Origin of the sequence: Limnohabitans sp. Rim28 (assembly GCF_000293865.2) — a bacterium.
Taxonomy (GTDB): Bacteria; Pseudomonadota; Gammaproteobacteria; order Burkholderiales; family Burkholderiaceae_C; genus Limnohabitans_A.
The window spans coordinates 133,002-148,804 of record NZ_ALKN02000006.1; the positions used below are offsets into that span (position 1 = coordinate 133,002).

A 15,803-nucleotide genomic window follows, 5' to 3' on the forward strand; every position below is an offset into this window, starting at 1 on the left:
CAAAAAAACCGCCCTGACAGGCGGTTTTTTTGTGGGCCATAACCCAAGGTGTGTGACCCAATCAGCGCATGAAATTCTTCACGTAGTCCGCGCCCAAGCCCATAGCCTCAAAGTGGGTCCGGTATTTTTCGATGCGTGTGAACACGTCGTCATAGCCCGTGGCATTGCCTTGTGTGTCCACGTACATCAGCGCCCCGTGCACCGTGAACATCGTCACCATGTCTTGGCAATCGTCGGGCACCACCAAGGTGTGGGTTTCACCCGGCGGCTCGTACACATAGCTGCCTTCTTCGGCCACCCAGTCGTGCTCCAGGTACAGCCATTTGCCACGCAAAACATGGGCGTGCACCATGCCTGAGTGGCGGTGACGCTGGAGCAAACCCGAGCGCTTGACCTTGAGCAGGTGGACATAAAAACCACCGCTCACATTCAGGTGCAAAGGGCGCGACCAAATGCCCGGGGCGATGGGGGCCCACAAGCGCTCGTCTTCGGTTTGCACATCCAGCACCACCATGTCGGGCGACATGCCCCAAGGCTGGGGTTTGGCATAGGGAACGCGGTCGTCAGCGGCCGCTGGTGGCGTGTGGTTGGAGCTCATGGGTAGGCTGTGAACAGGTGAAAACGCACAGCTTAAAACGGCGCGCCGCGCTGGCCTGCGCCATGTGTGACAGCCTTCAGCGCCATCTGCGCCATGAAGCAACGGCCGCCGCCTTCAATGCCCTGCAAAAGACACCAAGGTGAACAGCTTCAGGCCGGTGGCCTCAATGCGCTCCGACCCGCCCAATTCGGGCAGGTCCACGATGGCGGCGCCCTCGATCACGCTGGCCCCCAGTTTTTCCAACAATTTTTTGCCCGCCATCATGGTGCCGCCCGTGGCGATCAGGTCATCAATCAGCAAGACGCGCTGGCCTGGCTTGACGGCGTCGGTGTGCAGTTCGACAGTGGCGCTGCCGTACTCCAGCTCGTAGGTCTCTTCGACGGTGGTGAAGGGCAACTTGCCCTTTTTGCGGATGGGCACAAAGCCCAAACCCAACTCATAAGCCACCACCGAGCCCAGTATGAAACCACGCGCATCCAAGCCGGCCACCACATCGGGGCGCAAATCGGGCGCCATGTACCGGTGCACAAACGCATCGATCAAAACCCGGAACACCCGGGGATCTTGCAACAACGGGGTGATGTCACGGAACTGCACGCCCGGTGCCGGCCAATCCGGCACGGTGCGGATATGGCGCTTCAGGTATTCGTTGACGTTCAGATCGTCCATGTCTTGGGTCCGCAATGGGTGTCTTTGAAAAAACCGGCTGGAAGGCTTGCCGAGCCTGCCAATCGACTTGGCCAGCGGGGTCTGATGTTAACAAGCCGCCAAGCCCTCAAGCCGATAAAATGAGCTGCATGCTTGCCCACACCACCACCACCCTGCAACTCGCCCGCGAGACCCTCGACATTGAAGCGGCTGCGCTGCTTCAACTCAAGGATCGTTTGGACGAGCGCTTCGTCAAAGCGGTCAACATGGTGCTGGCCGTCCAAGGCCGTGTGGTGGTCACGGGCATGGGCAAAAGCGGTCACATCGGGCGCAAGATCGCCGCCACGCTGGCCTCCACCGGCACACCGGCCATGTTTGTGCACCCCGGTGAAGCCAGCCACGGAGACCTGGGCATGATCAAAACTGTGGATGTGGTCTTGGCCATCTCCAACAGCGGTGAGAGTGACGAACTGGTGGCCATCTTGCCGGTGCTCAAGCGTCAAGGTGTGCCCTTGATTGCCATGACCGGCGGCATGCAGTCCTCTTTGGCGCGTCATGCCGATGTCGTGATTGACTGCTCCGTGAGCAAAGAAGCCTGCCCCTTGAACCTGGCCCCCACGGCCAGCACCACGGCCCAGCTGGCCATGGGCGACGCTTTGGCCGTCGCCTTGCTGGATGCACGGGGCTTCAAGCCGGAAGACTTTGCACGCTCTCACCCTGGCGGCTCTTTGGGGCGCAAGCTGCTCACGCATGTGGGCGATGTCATGCGCAAAGGCAACGATGTGCCGCACGTGGCGCCAGATGCCGAATTCACAGCATTGATGCGAGAGATGAGCAGCAAAGGTTTGGGCGCCACCGCTGTCACCGATGGCGGCGGCCAAGTATTGGGCGTGTTCACCGACGGCGACTTGCGCCGATTGATTGAAAAAGGCGTGGACCTGCGCAACCTGAAGGCGCACGAGGTGATGCATCCCAAGCCGCGCACGCTTCGGCACGACGCCCTGGCGGTCGAGGCGGCCGAAATGATGGAGCTGCACCGCATCACCAGCATTTTGGTGGTCGACGCCGAAGGCGTTTTGTGCGGCGCCATCAACTCCAACGACCTCATGCGGGCCAAGGTGATCTGACATGCAAGCACTGACCCCCGCCCTGCATTACCCACCCGAGTTGCTGCTGCAAGCCCAGGGGATTCGTGTCGCGTTTTTTGACATCGACGGGGTGCTGACCGATGGCGGGCTGTATTTTTCAGAATCTGGCGAAACCCTCAAGCGCTTCAACACGCTGGATGGTCAAGGCCTGAAGCTTTTGCAAAAGGCGGGCATCACGCCGGTCGTCATCACAGGGCGTGACTCCGCCCCTTTGCGCTTGCGACTTCAAGCCTTGGGCATCACCCACGCCCGCTTTGGGACCGAAGACAAGCGGCCTGCAGCCGAAGCATTTTTAGAACAACTGGGCCTGAACTGGTCGCAAGCCGCCGCCATGGGCGACGATTGGCCAGACCTGCCGGTGATGCAAGGGGTGGCCTTTGCTTGCGCCCCTGCCAATGCCCACGCCCAGGCCAAAGCACTGGCCCACCACACCACGGCCGAGCGCGGTGGCGAAGGTGCAGCGCGAGCATTTTGTGACTTGCTGCTGGTTGCAGGTGGGCATTACGCCGGCTTGTTGGCACAGGTCGGCCTGAGTGACCACAAGGGTGCCTCTGCATGAGCGCCTGGATGCGGCTGCGCCGCACGCTGGACAGACTCACCATTTACCTGCCATTGATTTTGTTTGGCTTGCTGGCCTTGGGGAGCTGGTGGTTGGTGCGCAGCATGCCCGAGTTGCTGCCACCAGGAACCGACAAGCTGCTGCGCGTTGAACCCGATTACCGACTCGAAAAATTCACCGTCAAGTCCTTTGACCTATCGGGCCGCATGACCCGTGAAATCAGTGGGCAAAGTGCCACGCACTTTCCGGCCAAGCAAGAGCTGCACATTCAGAACATCCGGATCTTTGCTGAAAACGAGCTGGGCGCACGCCTCCAAGCACAGGCCCGTTTAGGCGTATCGAAAGAACCCGAGCAACGGGTCGAATTGAGCGGTGATGTGTTAGCGGTCCGCGCTGCTGACAAAAAGGGGCCGCGCGTGACGCTCAAAGGTGAAGCGGTGACGGCCCTCATGGACGAGGAGCGCTTGGTCTCTTCAGTGCCGGTTGAAATCGTCCGTGGCGGTGACGTGTTCACTTCTGAGAACATGGACTTTGACATTCGCAATGGGCACTACGAATTACAGGGTCGGGTGAAATCGGTTCTGTCTCCCGACCGCAAACCCTGAAAGAAAAAGCCCTGCAAAGCAGGGCTTGATGGGGGCGCGTGGCTGAGTATCAGCCATGGCCAGGATCAGTAACCGCCGCCGTAGCCGCCGCCACCTTCACGGCCACCACCGCCTTCGCGGCGACCGCCGCCACCCCGAGGGCCTGCGCCATAGGGGCTGCGGAAACCACCGCCGCCGCCTTCGCCGCCACCGCCATAACCGCCGCCGCCTTCACGGCGACCACCGCCACCATAGCCGCCACCCCCTTCACGGCCACCACCGTAGCCGCCGCCACCTTCGCGCGCGCCGCCGTAGCCACCACCGCCACCGCCTTCACGGGGACCGCCGTAACCGCCACCGCCTTCACGACGGCCGCCGCCATAGCCGCCACCGCCACCAAAACCACCACCACCCGTGCGGGGAGGACGTGCTTCCATGGGACGGGCTTCGTTGACCACCACGTTTCGGCCGCCCAATGGCTGACCATTCATGCCGTTGATGGCCGCTTGCGCCTCATCGTCGCTGCCCATTTCCACAAAGCCGAAGCCTTTGGAGCGGCCGGTGTCACGTTCCATCATGACTTTGGCGCTGGTCACCGCACCGAATTCACCGAAGGCTTGTTCCAGATCGCTGTCACGAACCGAGTAAGGCAGGTTGCCGACGTAAAGTTTGTTGCCCATGAAAGGGACTCCTCAAAACACAAAGATAAAAGCGATGGAGCTTCGACAACGCATTCGACATACCTGAAAACATCGTAAGGAAAGCGAAACTGATGGGGTCACCGCAAACAAGACCCGGAGGCGACATGCCCCAAAGTCATCGAATTATGAGAGTGAAAACAAACCAAAAGGCAAGGGGGAAACCCCCCAATACCTGTTAAAAACGGGGCTTTCACTGGTTTTTTGTTGTTTTACCAACTCACCTCGCGATCAGGGCTAGCGCTGATTTTGTGGATGCTCAAATCGGCACCGTCGTATTCCTCTTCTTGGCTGAGTTTCAGGCCCATGGTGATTTTCAAAACACCATAGATCACCAAACCGCCCAATAAAGCCCAAGCCACACCCAAGAAGGTGCCGATCAGCTGGGCCGTCACATTGACACCGCCCAAGCCGCCCAGGCTGGTCGCGCCAAAAATACCCGCCGCGATGCCGCCCCAAGCACCGCAAATGCCGTGCAGGGGCCAAACACCCAGCACGTCGTCGATCTTCCATTTGTTTTGGGTCAAAGTGAACATGACCACAAACAGGCCTCCGGCCACAGCGCCCACCGCCAACGCACCAAATGGGTGCATCAAGTCAGAGCCCGCACACACCGCCACCAAGCCGGCCAAGGGCCCGTTGTGCACAAAGCCCGGGTCGTTCTTGCCCAAGACCAAGGCCGCCAAAGTCCCGCCCACCATGGCCATCAGCGAATTGACCGCCACCAAGCCAGACATTTTGTCCAAGGTCTGGGCACTCATCACATTGAAGCCAAACCAGCCGACGATCAGGATCCACGAACCCAGGGCCAGAAAAGGGATGCTCGAGGGTGGATGCGCCGACACCACGCCGTCCTTGCGGTAGCGGTTGTAGCGGGCACCCAAGAGCACCACAGCAGGCAGCGCGATCCAGCCGCCCATGGCATGCACCACCACCGAGCCGGCGAAATCATGGAACTCGTCGCCCGTGACCGCTTTGATCCAGGCTTGCACGCCAAAGTGCTGGTTCCAGGCAATGCCCTCAAAGAACGGGTAAACAAAACCCACAATCACTGCCGTGGCGATCAACTGGGGCCAAAATTTGGCACGCTCGGCGATGCCGCCCGAAATGATGGCGGGAATGGCCGCTGCAAAGGTCAGTAAAAAGAAGAACTTGACCAGGTCGTAGCCATTTTTAGCCGCCAGCTGCTCGGCCCCCACAAAGAAAGTGGTGCCATAAGCCACGCTGTAACCGACCACAAAATAAACCACGGTCGAGACCGAGAAGTCCACCAGGATCTTGACCAAGGCGTTGACTTGGTTTTTTTTGCGAACCGTGCCCAACTCCAAGAAGGCAAATCCGGCGTGCATGGCCAATACCATGATGCCGCCCAACAAAATAAATAGCGCATCCGCGCCCTGTTTCAGTGCTTCCACGATCGTCCTTTGATTATTTTTGCCCTTGTTTGGTGCATTTGAGGATTTCAAACCCTCAACGCACCAAATCCAAGCAAGAAACGCACCCAAAAAGAAGCAGGCTGCATCAAAGCCCCAGCTTGGGTCACTTAAGATCACCGCTCACACAGTCTTGACGGGCTCAGGCCCGGTTTTCCATGGAAGCATTCCTCGTCTCCACCGGCATCGTGGCCCTGGCCGAAATGGGTGACAAAACCCAGCTTTTGTCACTCGTGCTGGCCGCCCGTTTTCGCAAACCCTGGCCCATCGTGTTGGGCATTTTGGTGGCAACCTTGGCCAACCATGGCTTGGCTGGCGCCGTGGGCAGTTGGGTCACCACCGTGATGGGCCCCGATGTGCTGCGCTGGGTGCTGGGCGCGTCCTTCATCGCCATGGCAGCTTGGATGCTGATTCCCGACAAGCTGGACGATGAAGAAGGCGATAGCGCCCCGCGCATGGGCGTGTTTGTCACCACCGTGGTGGTTTTCTTTTTGGCCGAGATGGGCGACAAGACCCAAATTGCCACCATCATGCTGGCGGCGCAATACAACGCTTGGTTTGCTGTGGTGGCGGGCACCACCCTGGGCATGATGCTGGCCAACGCCCCCGTGGTGTGGTTTGGCGACGCCATCACCAAGCGGGTGCCACTGAGAATGGTGCACATCATTTCAGCGGGCATCTTTGCCGTACTGGGTGTGATCGCGTTGTCAGGCTGGGGCAGCTGAACAAACCCACGGGTCATCGGACACCTTGGCTGGGCGAGGCCTTGTTCAGCGCCCGCTCGGGGCCTTGATTCATCGCCCTTATACTCACGCCATGCGCCGATTTGAACCCAATTGCGGGCGCCGAAACCTCAGGGTTTCGAAATTCAGCTAAATGGCGTGTGTTTCAAGACTTGAAGCCCGGCCCAGCTGACAGCGAAGCCGGGTTTGGTTTTTTGTACACCTGAACACATTCGATGCTGATCGCCGAATCCCAAAGCATGTTGTTTGAAGCCCCTTTGCCTTTGCAAAGCGGGGCGTCCATCCGTGGCTATTCGCTGAGCTACGAAACCTACGGCACGCTCAACGCTGACAAGTCGAACGCGGTGCTGGTTTGCCACGCGCTCAATGCCTCGCACCATGTGGCGGGTGTGTACGCCGACCAACCCAAAAACCTGGGCTGGTGGGACAACATGATCGGCCCCGGCAAGTCGCTCGACACCGACCAGTTCTATGTGATTGGCGTGAACAACCTGGGCTCTTGCTTTGGCTCCACTGGCCCCATGCATGTGAACCCCGACACGGGCCGCGTGTACGGCGCGGACTTCCCAGTGGTGACGGTGGAAGACTGGGTCAATGCCCAAGCCCGCTTGCTCGATGCTTTGGGCATTGAACAACTGGCCGCCGTGATGGGCGGCAGCTTGGGTGGCATGCAGGCGCTTTCTTGGACGCTGCAATACCCCGAGCGCGTCAAGCACGCCGTGGTGGTGGCCAGCGCCCCCAACCTGAACGCCGAAAACATCGCCTTCAACGAAGTGGCCCGCCGCGCCATCGTGACCGACCCGGACTTTCATGATGGGCATTTTTACGCGCAAGGCGTGGTGCCCAAGCGCGGCCTGCGCATCGCCCGCATGATCGGCCACATCACGTATTTGAGCGACGACGTGATGAACGAAAAGTTCGGCCGTGAGCTGCGCGAAGCCGTGACAAACAATGCGACCGGGTACAAATACTCCACGCAAGAAGTCGAGTTCCAGATCGAGAGCTATCTGCGCTACCAGGGCGACAAGTTCAGCGAGTACTTTGACGCCAATACCTATTTGCTCATCACCCGGGCGCTGGATTACTTCGATCCGGCGCGCGCTTTTGGCGGTGACCTGTCCCAAGCGCTGGCCCGCGCCAGTTGCAAATTTTTACTGGTCAGCTTCAGCACCGACTGGCGCTTCTCGCCTGCCCGCAGTCGCGAAATGGTCAAGGCCCTTTTGGACAACCGGCGTGACGTGAGCTACGCTGAAATCGACGCGCCACACGGGCACGACGCTTTCTTGCTGGACGATGCGCGCTACATGAATGTGGTGCGCTCTTACTTTGCCAACATGGCGAAGTCCTTGAACGAAGGAGGTACCGCATGAGCGATGCCTTGATGATCCAAGCCATTGCACGGCTCGTGCCGCAAGGCGCTCGCGTGCTGGATCTGGGTTGTGGTGATGGCGCCTTGCTGGCGCACCTGCAGCAACACCAAGGCTGCACCGGCTATGGCGTGGAACTCAGCGATGCCAATGTGCACGCCTGCGTACAGCGCGGCGTGAATGTGCTGCAGCTGAACCTGGACGAAGGCCTGAGCTTGTTTGCCGACCAATCGTTTGATGTGGTGCTGCAAATCGACACCCTGCAACACCTGCGTAACGCTGAGACCATGCTGCAAGAGACGGTGCGCGTTGGCCGGGTGGGCATCGTGGCCTTTCCCAACTTTGGCCATTGGTTCAACCGCCTGAGCGTGCTGCAAGGCCGCATGCCGGTGACCAAACGCCTGCCCTACCAGTGGTACGACACGCCCAACATCCGCGTGGGCACATTTGCCGACTTTGGCGACTTGGCCTACAAAAACCAGCTGCAGGTGGTGGACGCCTTTGGCCTGCAGCGCGGCCAAGAAGTGCGCACCCTGCCCAACCTGATGGCGGGTACGGCGGTTTACAAACTGCAGCGCAGCTGAAATGTCGGCTGCGCCAGGCACCCCAGGCCCGGGCGCCCACAGCCCTTGGCTGATAGCCAACGTGCTGGCACAAATCTCGTTTGGCCTCTTGGCCATGACCCTGTGCCTGCCGTCTATGCAGGAATGGGGCGCCATCTTTGACACCCGCCAAGCCGATGTGCAGCTGACCTTCAGCGGCTATGTGGTCGCCTATGGCGCCTTGCAGCTGGTGTACGGCCCCTTGTCGGACCGCCATGGGCGCAAGCCCATCCTGATGATCGGACTGGTGGTGGCGGGGCTGGCCTCGGTGATGGCTGCGCTGGCTACCGACATCGCCACACTCACCGCTGCGCGCGTACTGCAAGGTGCAGGCAGTGCCGCCAGCATGGTGGTGGGCCGCTCCATGGTGCAAGACCTGTTCACCGGGCCACTGCGCACGCGGGTCATGGCCTATATCGGCATGGCGCTGGGCCTGTGCCCGCCGCTGGCCACGCTGATCGGTGGGCAAATGCATGTGCGCTTCGGCTGGCAGACCAACTTTGTGTTGCTGGCCATTTTGGCGGGGCTGCTCTTGGTCGCGGCATGGCTTGGTTTGCCGCAAGTGACCCGACCCGCACCCGCTCAAGGCCACTGGCTGCGGGCCATGCTGCACGCTTATGCCCGTTTGCTGCGCGAGCCGCGCTTTTTGCTCTACGTCGCCATCCTCGCCGCGACCACCGCCACGTTTTATGCCTTTCTGGCCGGCGCACCCATCGTGCTCAAGGGTTACGGCATCGGCCCGGACGGCATTGGCTGGTTCATCATGGCCGTGCCCGTGTCCTACATCTTGGGCAACTTCATGACCTCAAGGCTCATTGCGCAAGCGGGCGAATTGCGTGTGATGGCCTGGGGCCAAGTGCTCACGGTGACGGGTTTGCTCATCATGTTGGCGCTGGGCCTGGGGGGTGTGCAAACGGCACTGGCCGTGGCTTTGCCTTTGATTTTGTTGGGCTTGGGTCATGGCCTGATCAATCCGCCTGCACTGGCAGGCACGGTGGGCGTCATGCCCGCACTGGCCGGTTCAGCCGCTGCGGTGGCTGGCCTCATGCAGCAACTGACCGGAGCTACCGGCGGTTATCTGGTGGGGCTGGTGCCGCACGAGGGCGCCGTCAATCTGGGCTGGATGATGCTTTCATTCGCGTTGATCGCGACCGCTGCGCAATGGGGCTTGCACCGCAGCAAAAGGCTCTGAACCTCAACCTCAGACCCTGAGCCGCTGCAGACTCACGCCTAGCCTTCGTGCATCCAAGCGGCGTGTTTGGGCGCACGCTTGGTTTGGGCCCACTCGTTGAGCATGTCCCATTTGCAGGCGTCCAACTTGGCGTACATCTCGGGCGTGCCCACATCGGCGGCCAGTTCCAGACGGTGGCCGTTGGGATCAAAGAAGTAAATGCTCTTGAAAATCGTGTGGTTGGTCGGGCCCAGCACGTCCACGCCATTGGCTTGTAGGCGGGCCTTGGCGTCTTCCAGCGCTTGCAAGCTGTCCACCTTGAAGGCGATGTGCTGTACCCATTCAGGGGTGTTGGTGTCGCGGCCCATTTCGGGGGAGTTGGGCAACTCAAAAAACGCCAGCACGTTGCCGCCACCTGCATCCATGAACACATGCATGTAGGGGTCAGGGGCTTTGGTGGAAGGCACCAGGTCTTCGGCGATGGCCAAAACAAAGTCCATGTTCAAGTTTTTCACATACCACTCGACAGTGGCTTTGGCGTCTTTGCAGCGGTAAGCGGCGTGGTGAATGCGGTCGATTTTCATGCGGTTCTCCTAGGGGGACTCAGTCGGTTTGGCGGGCGGCCTGCAGTGCCTCGCGCAACACGCGCAAGTCGCCAATGTGGTTGGCCAACAGCAAGATCAATCGGGCGTTGAGCGCCTCGCTTTGTTCGTCGCTCAGGCCGTTGTGCGCGTCGATCAGGTGTTCATAGAACTCGTCACCGGGCGAAAAGTCTCGAAAAAAGCGGCGGCCAGCTTCGTGGAAATTGGGATCGGTTTTCAGGGGGCTGTTCATGTTGGTCCTGTGTGCGGTTCAGGCTTGGGGACTGAATTGGCCCAATGCACGGGCCAGGGCCGCTTGCAAGCGGGCGCTGTCGAGGCTGCGCCAACGGGCCAGCACATGTTGATCGGGGCGCAGCAAATAGGCGGTGCCAGGTTGGGCGTCGTAGCGCTTGGCCACCAGGCCTTGGGCGTCAACGATGACTTGGATGCCGGGGATGTTCAGGGGGCTTGGGGAGACGATGAGGGGGGTAACCTGGACGGCCGCATTCGCGCACAGGGGTGCGTTCCCACTGAATGCAAGTTGCGCCAGCACATCGGGCGTCGGCGGCGCATCCACAAACAACAGCAGCTGAAAACCCTTGCCCACCTGGTCGAGCAGCCAAGCGTCTTGTCCATCCACTTGCACCGGTGCATCGTCCATCGGTGCACCGGGCACCATGTTGCCTGCAAACGCTTCGGCATCGGGCGTGTTGAGCATCGAGCCAGTGAGGAAAGAGGGCACCGACAAGCGGCCCGAGTTGACCAGCTTGCGCGCAAACGGGTGGTGTTTGGCCAGCGCCAGCACCTGGTTGCGGAAGGTCTTGCTGGTGCGGCTCTTGGGGGTGATGAAGTCGGTCGAGCGGGTCGAGTTCATGATGTTTTCGTCGGCCGCAAACTGGCGGTCCATTGCGTAGGTGTCGAGCAACTTCTCGCTGGCCTGGCCTTGGATCACCAGCGCCAGCTTCCACAACAGATCGTCCACATCCTGAAAGCCCGAGTTGGCACCGCGTGCGCCGAAGGGCGAGACCTGGTGCGCCGCATCGCCTGCAAACAGCACGCGACCATGCCGAAAATCGGTCATGCGCCGGCACTGGAAGGTGTAGATGCTGACCCATTCCAGCTCAAACGGGCGCTCGTCGCCCAGCATGGCCTGCAAGCGCGGGATGACTTTTTCGGGCTTCTTTTCTTCTTCGGGGTCGGCATCCCAACCAAGCTGAAAGTCAATGCGCCAGACGTTGTTGCTTTGCTTGTGCAGCAGCACGCTTTGGTTGGGGTGAAAAGGCGGGTCAAACCAGAACCAGCGCTCTGCGGGATAGTCGGCCTTCATGATCACATCGGCGATCAAAAAGCGGTCCTGGAACACACGGCCTTCGATGTCCAGCCCCAGGTGGCGGCGAACGGGGCTGCGTGCACCGTCGGCCACCACCAGCCAGTCGGCCTCGATGTCGAACGTGCCTTCGGGCGTTTCCACCGTCAGCGTGGCGTGCGTGTCGTGGGGCGTGACCGCAGTCACCTTGTGCTGCCAGCGGATGTCGGCCCCCAATTCGAGTGCGCGGGCAATCAGCATTTCCTCGACGTGGTACTGCTGCAAATTGATCATGCCGGGGCGCTTGTGGCCCGCATCCGGCACCAAATTGAACTGGTAAACCTCGTCTTCTTCCAAAAAGGTGCGGCCGATGTTCCAGCTCACCCCCAAGTCGCAGGCCTCGTTGGCAATGCCCAGACGGTCCAGGATTTCAAGCGAACGCTTGGCATAACAAACCGCCCGCGAGCCGATCGAGACGGTTTTGTCGTCGTCCAGCACGAGCACATCAAGGCCCTGCAAGCGGGCGTCTATGGCAGCGGCCAAGCCTACGGGGCCGGCACCAATGACGATCAAGGGCTTGCGCTGCGGTGGCGTGGCGATCAGGTCGGCGGGCGACTTGTAGGGATAAATCGGGTTGACGTAAGCACCCATGTGATGCGCTCCAGAAGGGTCAAAAAGCACCCTGAGGTGCCCAGTCGGTAATTTACCATTGATAAATCAGTTTACCTAAACGTAATTTTCGGGTTTCTACGGGGCAAGGAAACGCAGCCATACACTGAATCGACCGTGCCTCACGGTGGAGGTCTGTATGCTGGAGCTTGTTTTTTGTATGACAAGCCCATGAGCCAACAATTTACCCCCGTCTCGAGCGGCGCACGCCTGTCCGACCAAGTGGCCGCACAACTGACGGCCGAGATCGAGCAGGGCCGATTGGCACCGGGCGCCAAATTGCCCACTGAAGCCAATTTGGCCGCGCAGTTTCGGGTCAGCCGCACCGTGGTCCGAGAGGCGGTGTCTCGCCTCAAGTCTTTGGGCTTGGTGGATTCGAGGCAAGGCAGCGGGGTATTTGTCAAACCCGCATTGCCCATTCCAGCTTTGCACTTCGAAGCCCGGCATGCGGCCTCGCAAGAAGCCGTGGTTCAGATGGTGGAAGTGCGGCGAGCGCTGGAGGCCGAAGTCGCCGCCCTCGCCGCACAGCGCCGTTCGCCCCAAGACATTCTTGACATTGAATGGGCGGTGCAAGCCCTGAACGACGCGGTCTTGGCGGGCGGCAATGGGGTGACCGAAGACGTGAACTTTCACCGGGCCATTGCGCAGGCCACCCGCAACCCTTTTTTGATCCAGACGCTGCAGTACCTGAGTCAATTTCTGCATGGCGCCACCCAAGTGACGCGGGCCAACGAAGCGCGCAGGCTGGATTTTGCGGCAGAGGTGCGCGCCGAGCACCAAGCCATTTTGTCGGCCATCGTGGCGGGTAACGCTGAACAAGCCCGTCAGGCTGCTGCGGCCCACCTGGGCAACGCGATAGGGCGCATACGCCAGGCCGATCCTGCATTTTGGGAACAAGAGGGCGAGCGGCTGGCACAGCCCTTGGTCAAGGGCTTGCGCGGTTGAGACCCGGCTCCCACTGCCTTCAATGCTTGGCTTTGGGCTTGCGCAAGCCCAACCACATGACAGTGGCCACCACCACGGCAGCCCCCAACACTTGCATAGGGGCGATGGCTTGGCCCAGAAGCGCCCAAGCCAACACCAGCGCAAAAATAGGCTCAACATTCATGATGGCCGAATTGCCGACCACGCCCAATTTGGGCAACACGGTGAACATGATGGTGAAGGCCGTGCCGTACAAGAAGGTCAAAAGGGCCAAGCCCCACCAACCCGGTTCGGCCTGGGGCCACTGAAATCCACCTTGCGTGCTGGCCACCAGGGCTGCCAGGACACCGACAGTGGTCAGCGAGGTGAAGGTGCGCAGACGGCCGTCCACGCCCACGGTTTCGTGCTGCGTCAACACCAAGGCCAAACCAAACGTCACCGAGGCGATCAAAGCGAAACCCACCCCCGCGCCAATTTCGCCCCAATGCCGCGCCGCGCCCAAGCCCGACGCAGCGCCCAACACATCCAGTGCCAAGGCCAAGCCGAGCATCATCACGGGCATGGCCCACAGCAGGGCACGCTCAGGCTTGTGTCCATACAAAATCCGGGCCCACAGGGCCGTGGTCAAGGGGTAGGTGTTGAACGCCAGCAAAGCCAGCGCCACCGGCAAACGCGCCACGGCCGAATACAGGCACACGCTTTGTACCGCGATCAGCACCCCCACCGCCGCCAGGTATTTGCGTTGTTGGGGCTGCACACTGAACGCCACTTTTTGCTGCCACAGGATCAAGGCCACCACGCCAGCGGTGAGGACACTGCGCACCGTGACCGCCGTCACCACGTCCAGGCCGTGGTTGAAAGCGGTTCGGGCGGCCACATGGTTGGCGCCCATCATGAAGGCGGTCAGCAACAAGGTCGCAAAAGCCGCGCCCGTCAATCCCGCAGAAGTGGTTTTGCTCATGAGGTCAAGGTGACGGCCTGAAAGTCAAGGTCATGCCTTGGGATAGAGCCCCAAACCAGCGGCGTGGAGGCGGCTCAAACCCAGCAAAGCGTCCGTGAAAGGCGTCTGCACGCCTGTCAGCTGCCCCAACTCGCGCACAGCGGTCACCAGCGCATCGAGCTCGACCGGCTTGCCCGCGTCCACGTCTTGCAGCATCGAGGTGCGAAAGGCCCCCAGCTTGCGGGTGACGGCGTGGCGGTCTTCGGGCGTTTGCGCGATCGGGATGCCCATGCGTTCACCAATGGCCTTGGCTTCGAGCATGACGCTGGAGACAAAGCCGCGCACCAGCGGATCGTCGAGGATCACGTCGGTGGTGGCCCCCGTGAAGGCGCTGATGGGGTTGAGGGTCATATTGCCCCAGAGCTTGTACCAAACGTCTTTCTGGATCTGGGGCGAGACCGTGGCGTTGAAGCCCGCCTGCACCAGCAGGGCTGTCAGTGCCTGCACACGCGCTGTGTCGGCACCGCCGGGCTCGCCCAGAATCAAGCCGTTGCCAAAGTGGTGCCGGATCACGCCCGGCACATCGACCGAACAACTGGCGTGCACCACACCGCCCACAATGTGTGCGGCCGGGATGTGCTGCGCGATCACGCCACCCGGGTCCACAGCATCCAGGTGTGTGCCCGCCAAAGCACCGCCGAAGCCCTGCAAAAACCACCACGGCACGCCGTTCATGGCCGTCAGCACCACGGTATCCGAGCCCAGCAAAGGGCCGATGCGCCGAGCCACATCGGCCATGGCCGGGGCCTTGACGGCCACGATGACCAGGTCTTGAACACCCAGCTCGGCCGGGTTTTCGCGGGCCACCAAAGAGGCGCGAATCTCCTGCCCGCCTTGCAGCAGCACCAGGCCGTTTTGTTGCAGGGCTTCCAGTGTGGCCCCGCGCGCCACCGCGCTCAAGCTGCAGCCTTGCTGCGCCAGTTGCGCGCCGATCCAGCCCCCAATGGCGCCTGCGCCGTAAATGCAAACCTTCATGCGCGCCACCCTGTGTCTTGTCGGTCAATCTGGCGCACCAGCGCCTGGAAAACATCCTCGCCGGCGCCATGGTTCGGGTTGAACTGCAAGGCATCGCGGGTGCATCTGTCGGCGATCGCTTCGGGCACCGCAATCGGCTGGCCCATGCTCAGCGTGGCCATCTGGATTTCGCAGGCACGCTGCAAGGTCCAGAGCACGGCAAAGGTCTGTGCCAAGGTGTGGCCCCAGGCCAGCAAACCGTGGTTGCGCAAGATGCCCGCCTGTTTGTCGCCCATGCTGCGCAACAGGCGCGGCGCTTCGTCGGCGTGGATGGTGATGCCTTCAAAGTCATGGTAGGCCACCATGTTGTGCAGCTGGGCACTGTAAAAATTGGTCTGCTGCAAGCCGCCTTGCAAACAAGCCACGGCCACCCCCGCTGTGGTGTGCGTGTGCATCACGCAATGCGCGCCGGCCAGGCCTTCGTGCACCGCCGCATGCACGGTGAAGCCTGCCGGGTTGACGGGGTAGGGCGAGCCACCCTGCACTCGGCCCTGCACATCGATCTTGACCAGGTTGCTGGCCGTGACTTCGCTGTAGTGCAGGCCAAAGGGGTTGATCAAAAAGTGTTTCTCGCCCCCCGTGACGCTGTCGGGCAGGCGCAGCGTGATGTGGTTGTAGATCATCTCGGTCCAGCCGAGCAGGGCGAACACACGGTAGCAGGCGGCCAACTGCAAGCGGGCCTGCCATTCATCGGGGTGCACCTGCGCTTTTAGCGAAGGCACCAAGGGTTGGGGAGTGGGGAACATGCGGGTCTCCTG

The 15,803-nt window shown here is 61.0% G+C and carries 18 protein-coding genes; 8 read left to right on the forward strand and 10 right to left on the reverse strand.

The window, feature by feature from the left end; genetic code table 11:
- Positions 1 to 61: 61 nt before the first annotated feature.
- Entirely contained in the window at positions 62 to 598 is a 537-nt protein-coding gene (locus tag B472_RS08600; RefSeq protein WP_019426815.1) for a 2,4'-dihydroxyacetophenone dioxygenase family protein, read from the reverse strand.
- A gap of 114 nt (positions 599 to 712) precedes the next feature.
- Positions 713 to 1,267 carry an adenine phosphoribosyltransferase gene (locus B472_RS08605; RefSeq protein ID WP_019426817.1) on the reverse strand — a complete coding sequence of 185 codons (555 nt, stop codon included), beginning with the start codon at positions 1,265 to 1,267 and terminating at the stop codon, positions 713 to 715.
- Positions 1,268 to 1,386: 119 nt separating this feature from the next.
- Here B472_RS08605 and B472_RS08610 point away from each other — a divergent pair, with 119 nt between their 5' ends.
- The 3 genes from B472_RS08610 to lptC are packed head-to-tail and all read left to right on the forward strand — an operon-like array spanning position 1,387 to position 3,558.
- The gene (locus B472_RS08610; RefSeq protein WP_019426818.1) at positions 1,387 to 2,373 is read left to right on the forward strand and encodes an SIS domain-containing protein; all 987 of its coding nucleotides are present in this window, start codon (positions 1,387 to 1,389) and stop codon (positions 2,371 to 2,373) included.
- Position 2,374: 1 nt separating this feature from the next.
- Positions 2,375 to 2,953 (forward strand): HAD family hydrolase, encoded by a 579-nt coding sequence (locus B472_RS08615; RefSeq protein WP_019426819.1) that lies wholly within the window; start codon positions 2,375 to 2,377, stop codon positions 2,951 to 2,953.
- Entirely contained in the window at positions 2,950 to 3,558 is a 609-nt protein-coding gene (gene lptC / locus B472_RS08620; RefSeq protein WP_019426820.1) for an LPS export ABC transporter periplasmic protein LptC, read from the forward strand. The genes B472_RS08615 and lptC overlap by 4 nt, the downstream gene beginning before the upstream one ends.
- A gap of 65 nt (positions 3,559 to 3,623) precedes the next feature.
- On the opposite strand, the gene B472_RS08625 is transcribed toward lptC, so the two are convergent.
- Complete coding sequence (locus tag B472_RS08625) at positions 3,624 to 4,217, reverse strand: RNA-binding protein (RefSeq protein WP_019426821.1); 594 nt, start codon at positions 4,215 to 4,217, stop codon at positions 3,624 to 3,626.
- Between the two features lie 230 nt (positions 4,218 to 4,447).
- Positions 4,448 to 5,650, reverse strand: coding sequence for an ammonium transporter (locus B472_RS08630; RefSeq protein ID WP_026039507.1), 1,203 nt, complete (start codon positions 5,648 to 5,650; stop codon positions 4,448 to 4,450).
- 176 nt (positions 5,651 to 5,826) lie between these two features.
- Between B472_RS08630 and B472_RS08635 the strand changes: the two genes are divergently transcribed.
- From B472_RS08635 to B472_RS08650, 4 genes are all read left to right on the forward strand, one after another.
- Positions 5,827 to 6,393: a TMEM165/GDT1 family protein gene (locus B472_RS08635; protein WP_019426823.1), complete on the forward strand. Its 567-nt coding sequence runs from the start codon at positions 5,827 to 5,829 to the stop codon at positions 6,391 to 6,393.
- Positions 6,394 to 6,626: 233 nt separating this feature from the next.
- Complete coding sequence (locus B472_RS08640) at positions 6,627 to 7,781, forward strand: homoserine O-acetyltransferase (RefSeq protein WP_019426824.1); 1,155 nt, start codon at positions 6,627 to 6,629, stop codon at positions 7,779 to 7,781.
- Positions 7,778 to 8,362, forward strand: coding sequence for a methionine biosynthesis protein MetW (gene metW / locus B472_RS08645; RefSeq protein ID WP_019426825.1), 585 nt, complete (start codon positions 7,778 to 7,780; stop codon positions 8,360 to 8,362). Before B472_RS08640 ends, metW begins: the two co-directional genes overlap by 4 nt.
- Before the next feature lies 1 nt (position 8,363).
- A complete protein-coding gene (locus B472_RS08650) occupies positions 8,364 to 9,572 on the forward strand; it encodes a Bcr/CflA family efflux MFS transporter (RefSeq protein WP_019426826.1) in 1,209 nt (402 codons plus the stop codon).
- Between the two features lie 38 nt (positions 9,573 to 9,610).
- Here B472_RS08650 and B472_RS08655 read toward each other — a convergent pair whose 3' ends face one another.
- The 3 genes from B472_RS08655 to B472_RS08665 are packed head-to-tail and all read right to left on the reverse strand — an operon-like array spanning position 9,611 to position 12,089.
- The gene (locus B472_RS08655; RefSeq protein ID WP_019426827.1) at positions 9,611 to 10,135 is read right to left on the reverse strand and encodes a VOC family protein; all 525 of its coding nucleotides are present in this window, start codon (positions 10,133 to 10,135) and stop codon (positions 9,611 to 9,613) included.
- A gap of 19 nt (positions 10,136 to 10,154) precedes the next feature.
- On the reverse strand, positions 10,155 to 10,385 hold the full coding sequence (locus B472_RS08660) for a DUF2783 domain-containing protein (RefSeq protein ID WP_019426828.1): 231 nt from the start codon (positions 10,383 to 10,385) through the stop codon (positions 10,155 to 10,157).
- A gap of 18 nt (positions 10,386 to 10,403) precedes the next feature.
- Complete coding sequence (locus tag B472_RS08665) at positions 10,404 to 12,089, reverse strand: FAD-dependent oxidoreductase (RefSeq protein ID WP_019426829.1); 1,686 nt, start codon at positions 12,087 to 12,089, stop codon at positions 10,404 to 10,406.
- Between the two features lie 189 nt (positions 12,090 to 12,278).
- Here B472_RS08665 and B472_RS08670 point away from each other — a divergent pair, with 189 nt between their 5' ends.
- Positions 12,279 to 13,052 carry a FadR/GntR family transcriptional regulator gene (locus B472_RS08670; protein WP_019426830.1) on the forward strand — a complete coding sequence of 258 codons (774 nt, stop codon included), beginning with the start codon at positions 12,279 to 12,281 and terminating at the stop codon, positions 13,050 to 13,052.
- A 19-nt stretch (positions 13,053 to 13,071) separates the two neighbouring features.
- Here the strand turns inward: B472_RS08670 and B472_RS08675 are convergent, their stop codons facing one another.
- From B472_RS08675 to B472_RS08685, 3 genes are read right to left on the reverse strand one after another with little or no spacing between them, the layout of a single operon-like run.
- Positions 13,072 to 13,992 (reverse strand): DMT family transporter, encoded by a 921-nt coding sequence (locus B472_RS08675; protein ID WP_019426831.1) that lies wholly within the window; start codon positions 13,990 to 13,992, stop codon positions 13,072 to 13,074.
- A gap of 30 nt (positions 13,993 to 14,022) precedes the next feature.
- Positions 14,023 to 15,006 (reverse strand): 2-dehydropantoate 2-reductase, encoded by a 984-nt coding sequence (locus tag B472_RS08680; protein ID WP_019426832.1) that lies wholly within the window; start codon positions 15,004 to 15,006, stop codon positions 14,023 to 14,025.
- Entirely contained in the window at positions 15,003 to 15,791 is a 789-nt protein-coding gene (locus B472_RS08685) for a class II aldolase/adducin family protein (RefSeq protein WP_040505906.1), read from the reverse strand. Before B472_RS08685 ends, B472_RS08680 begins: the two co-directional genes overlap by 4 nt.
- Positions 15,792 to 15,803 lie beyond the last annotated feature (12 nt).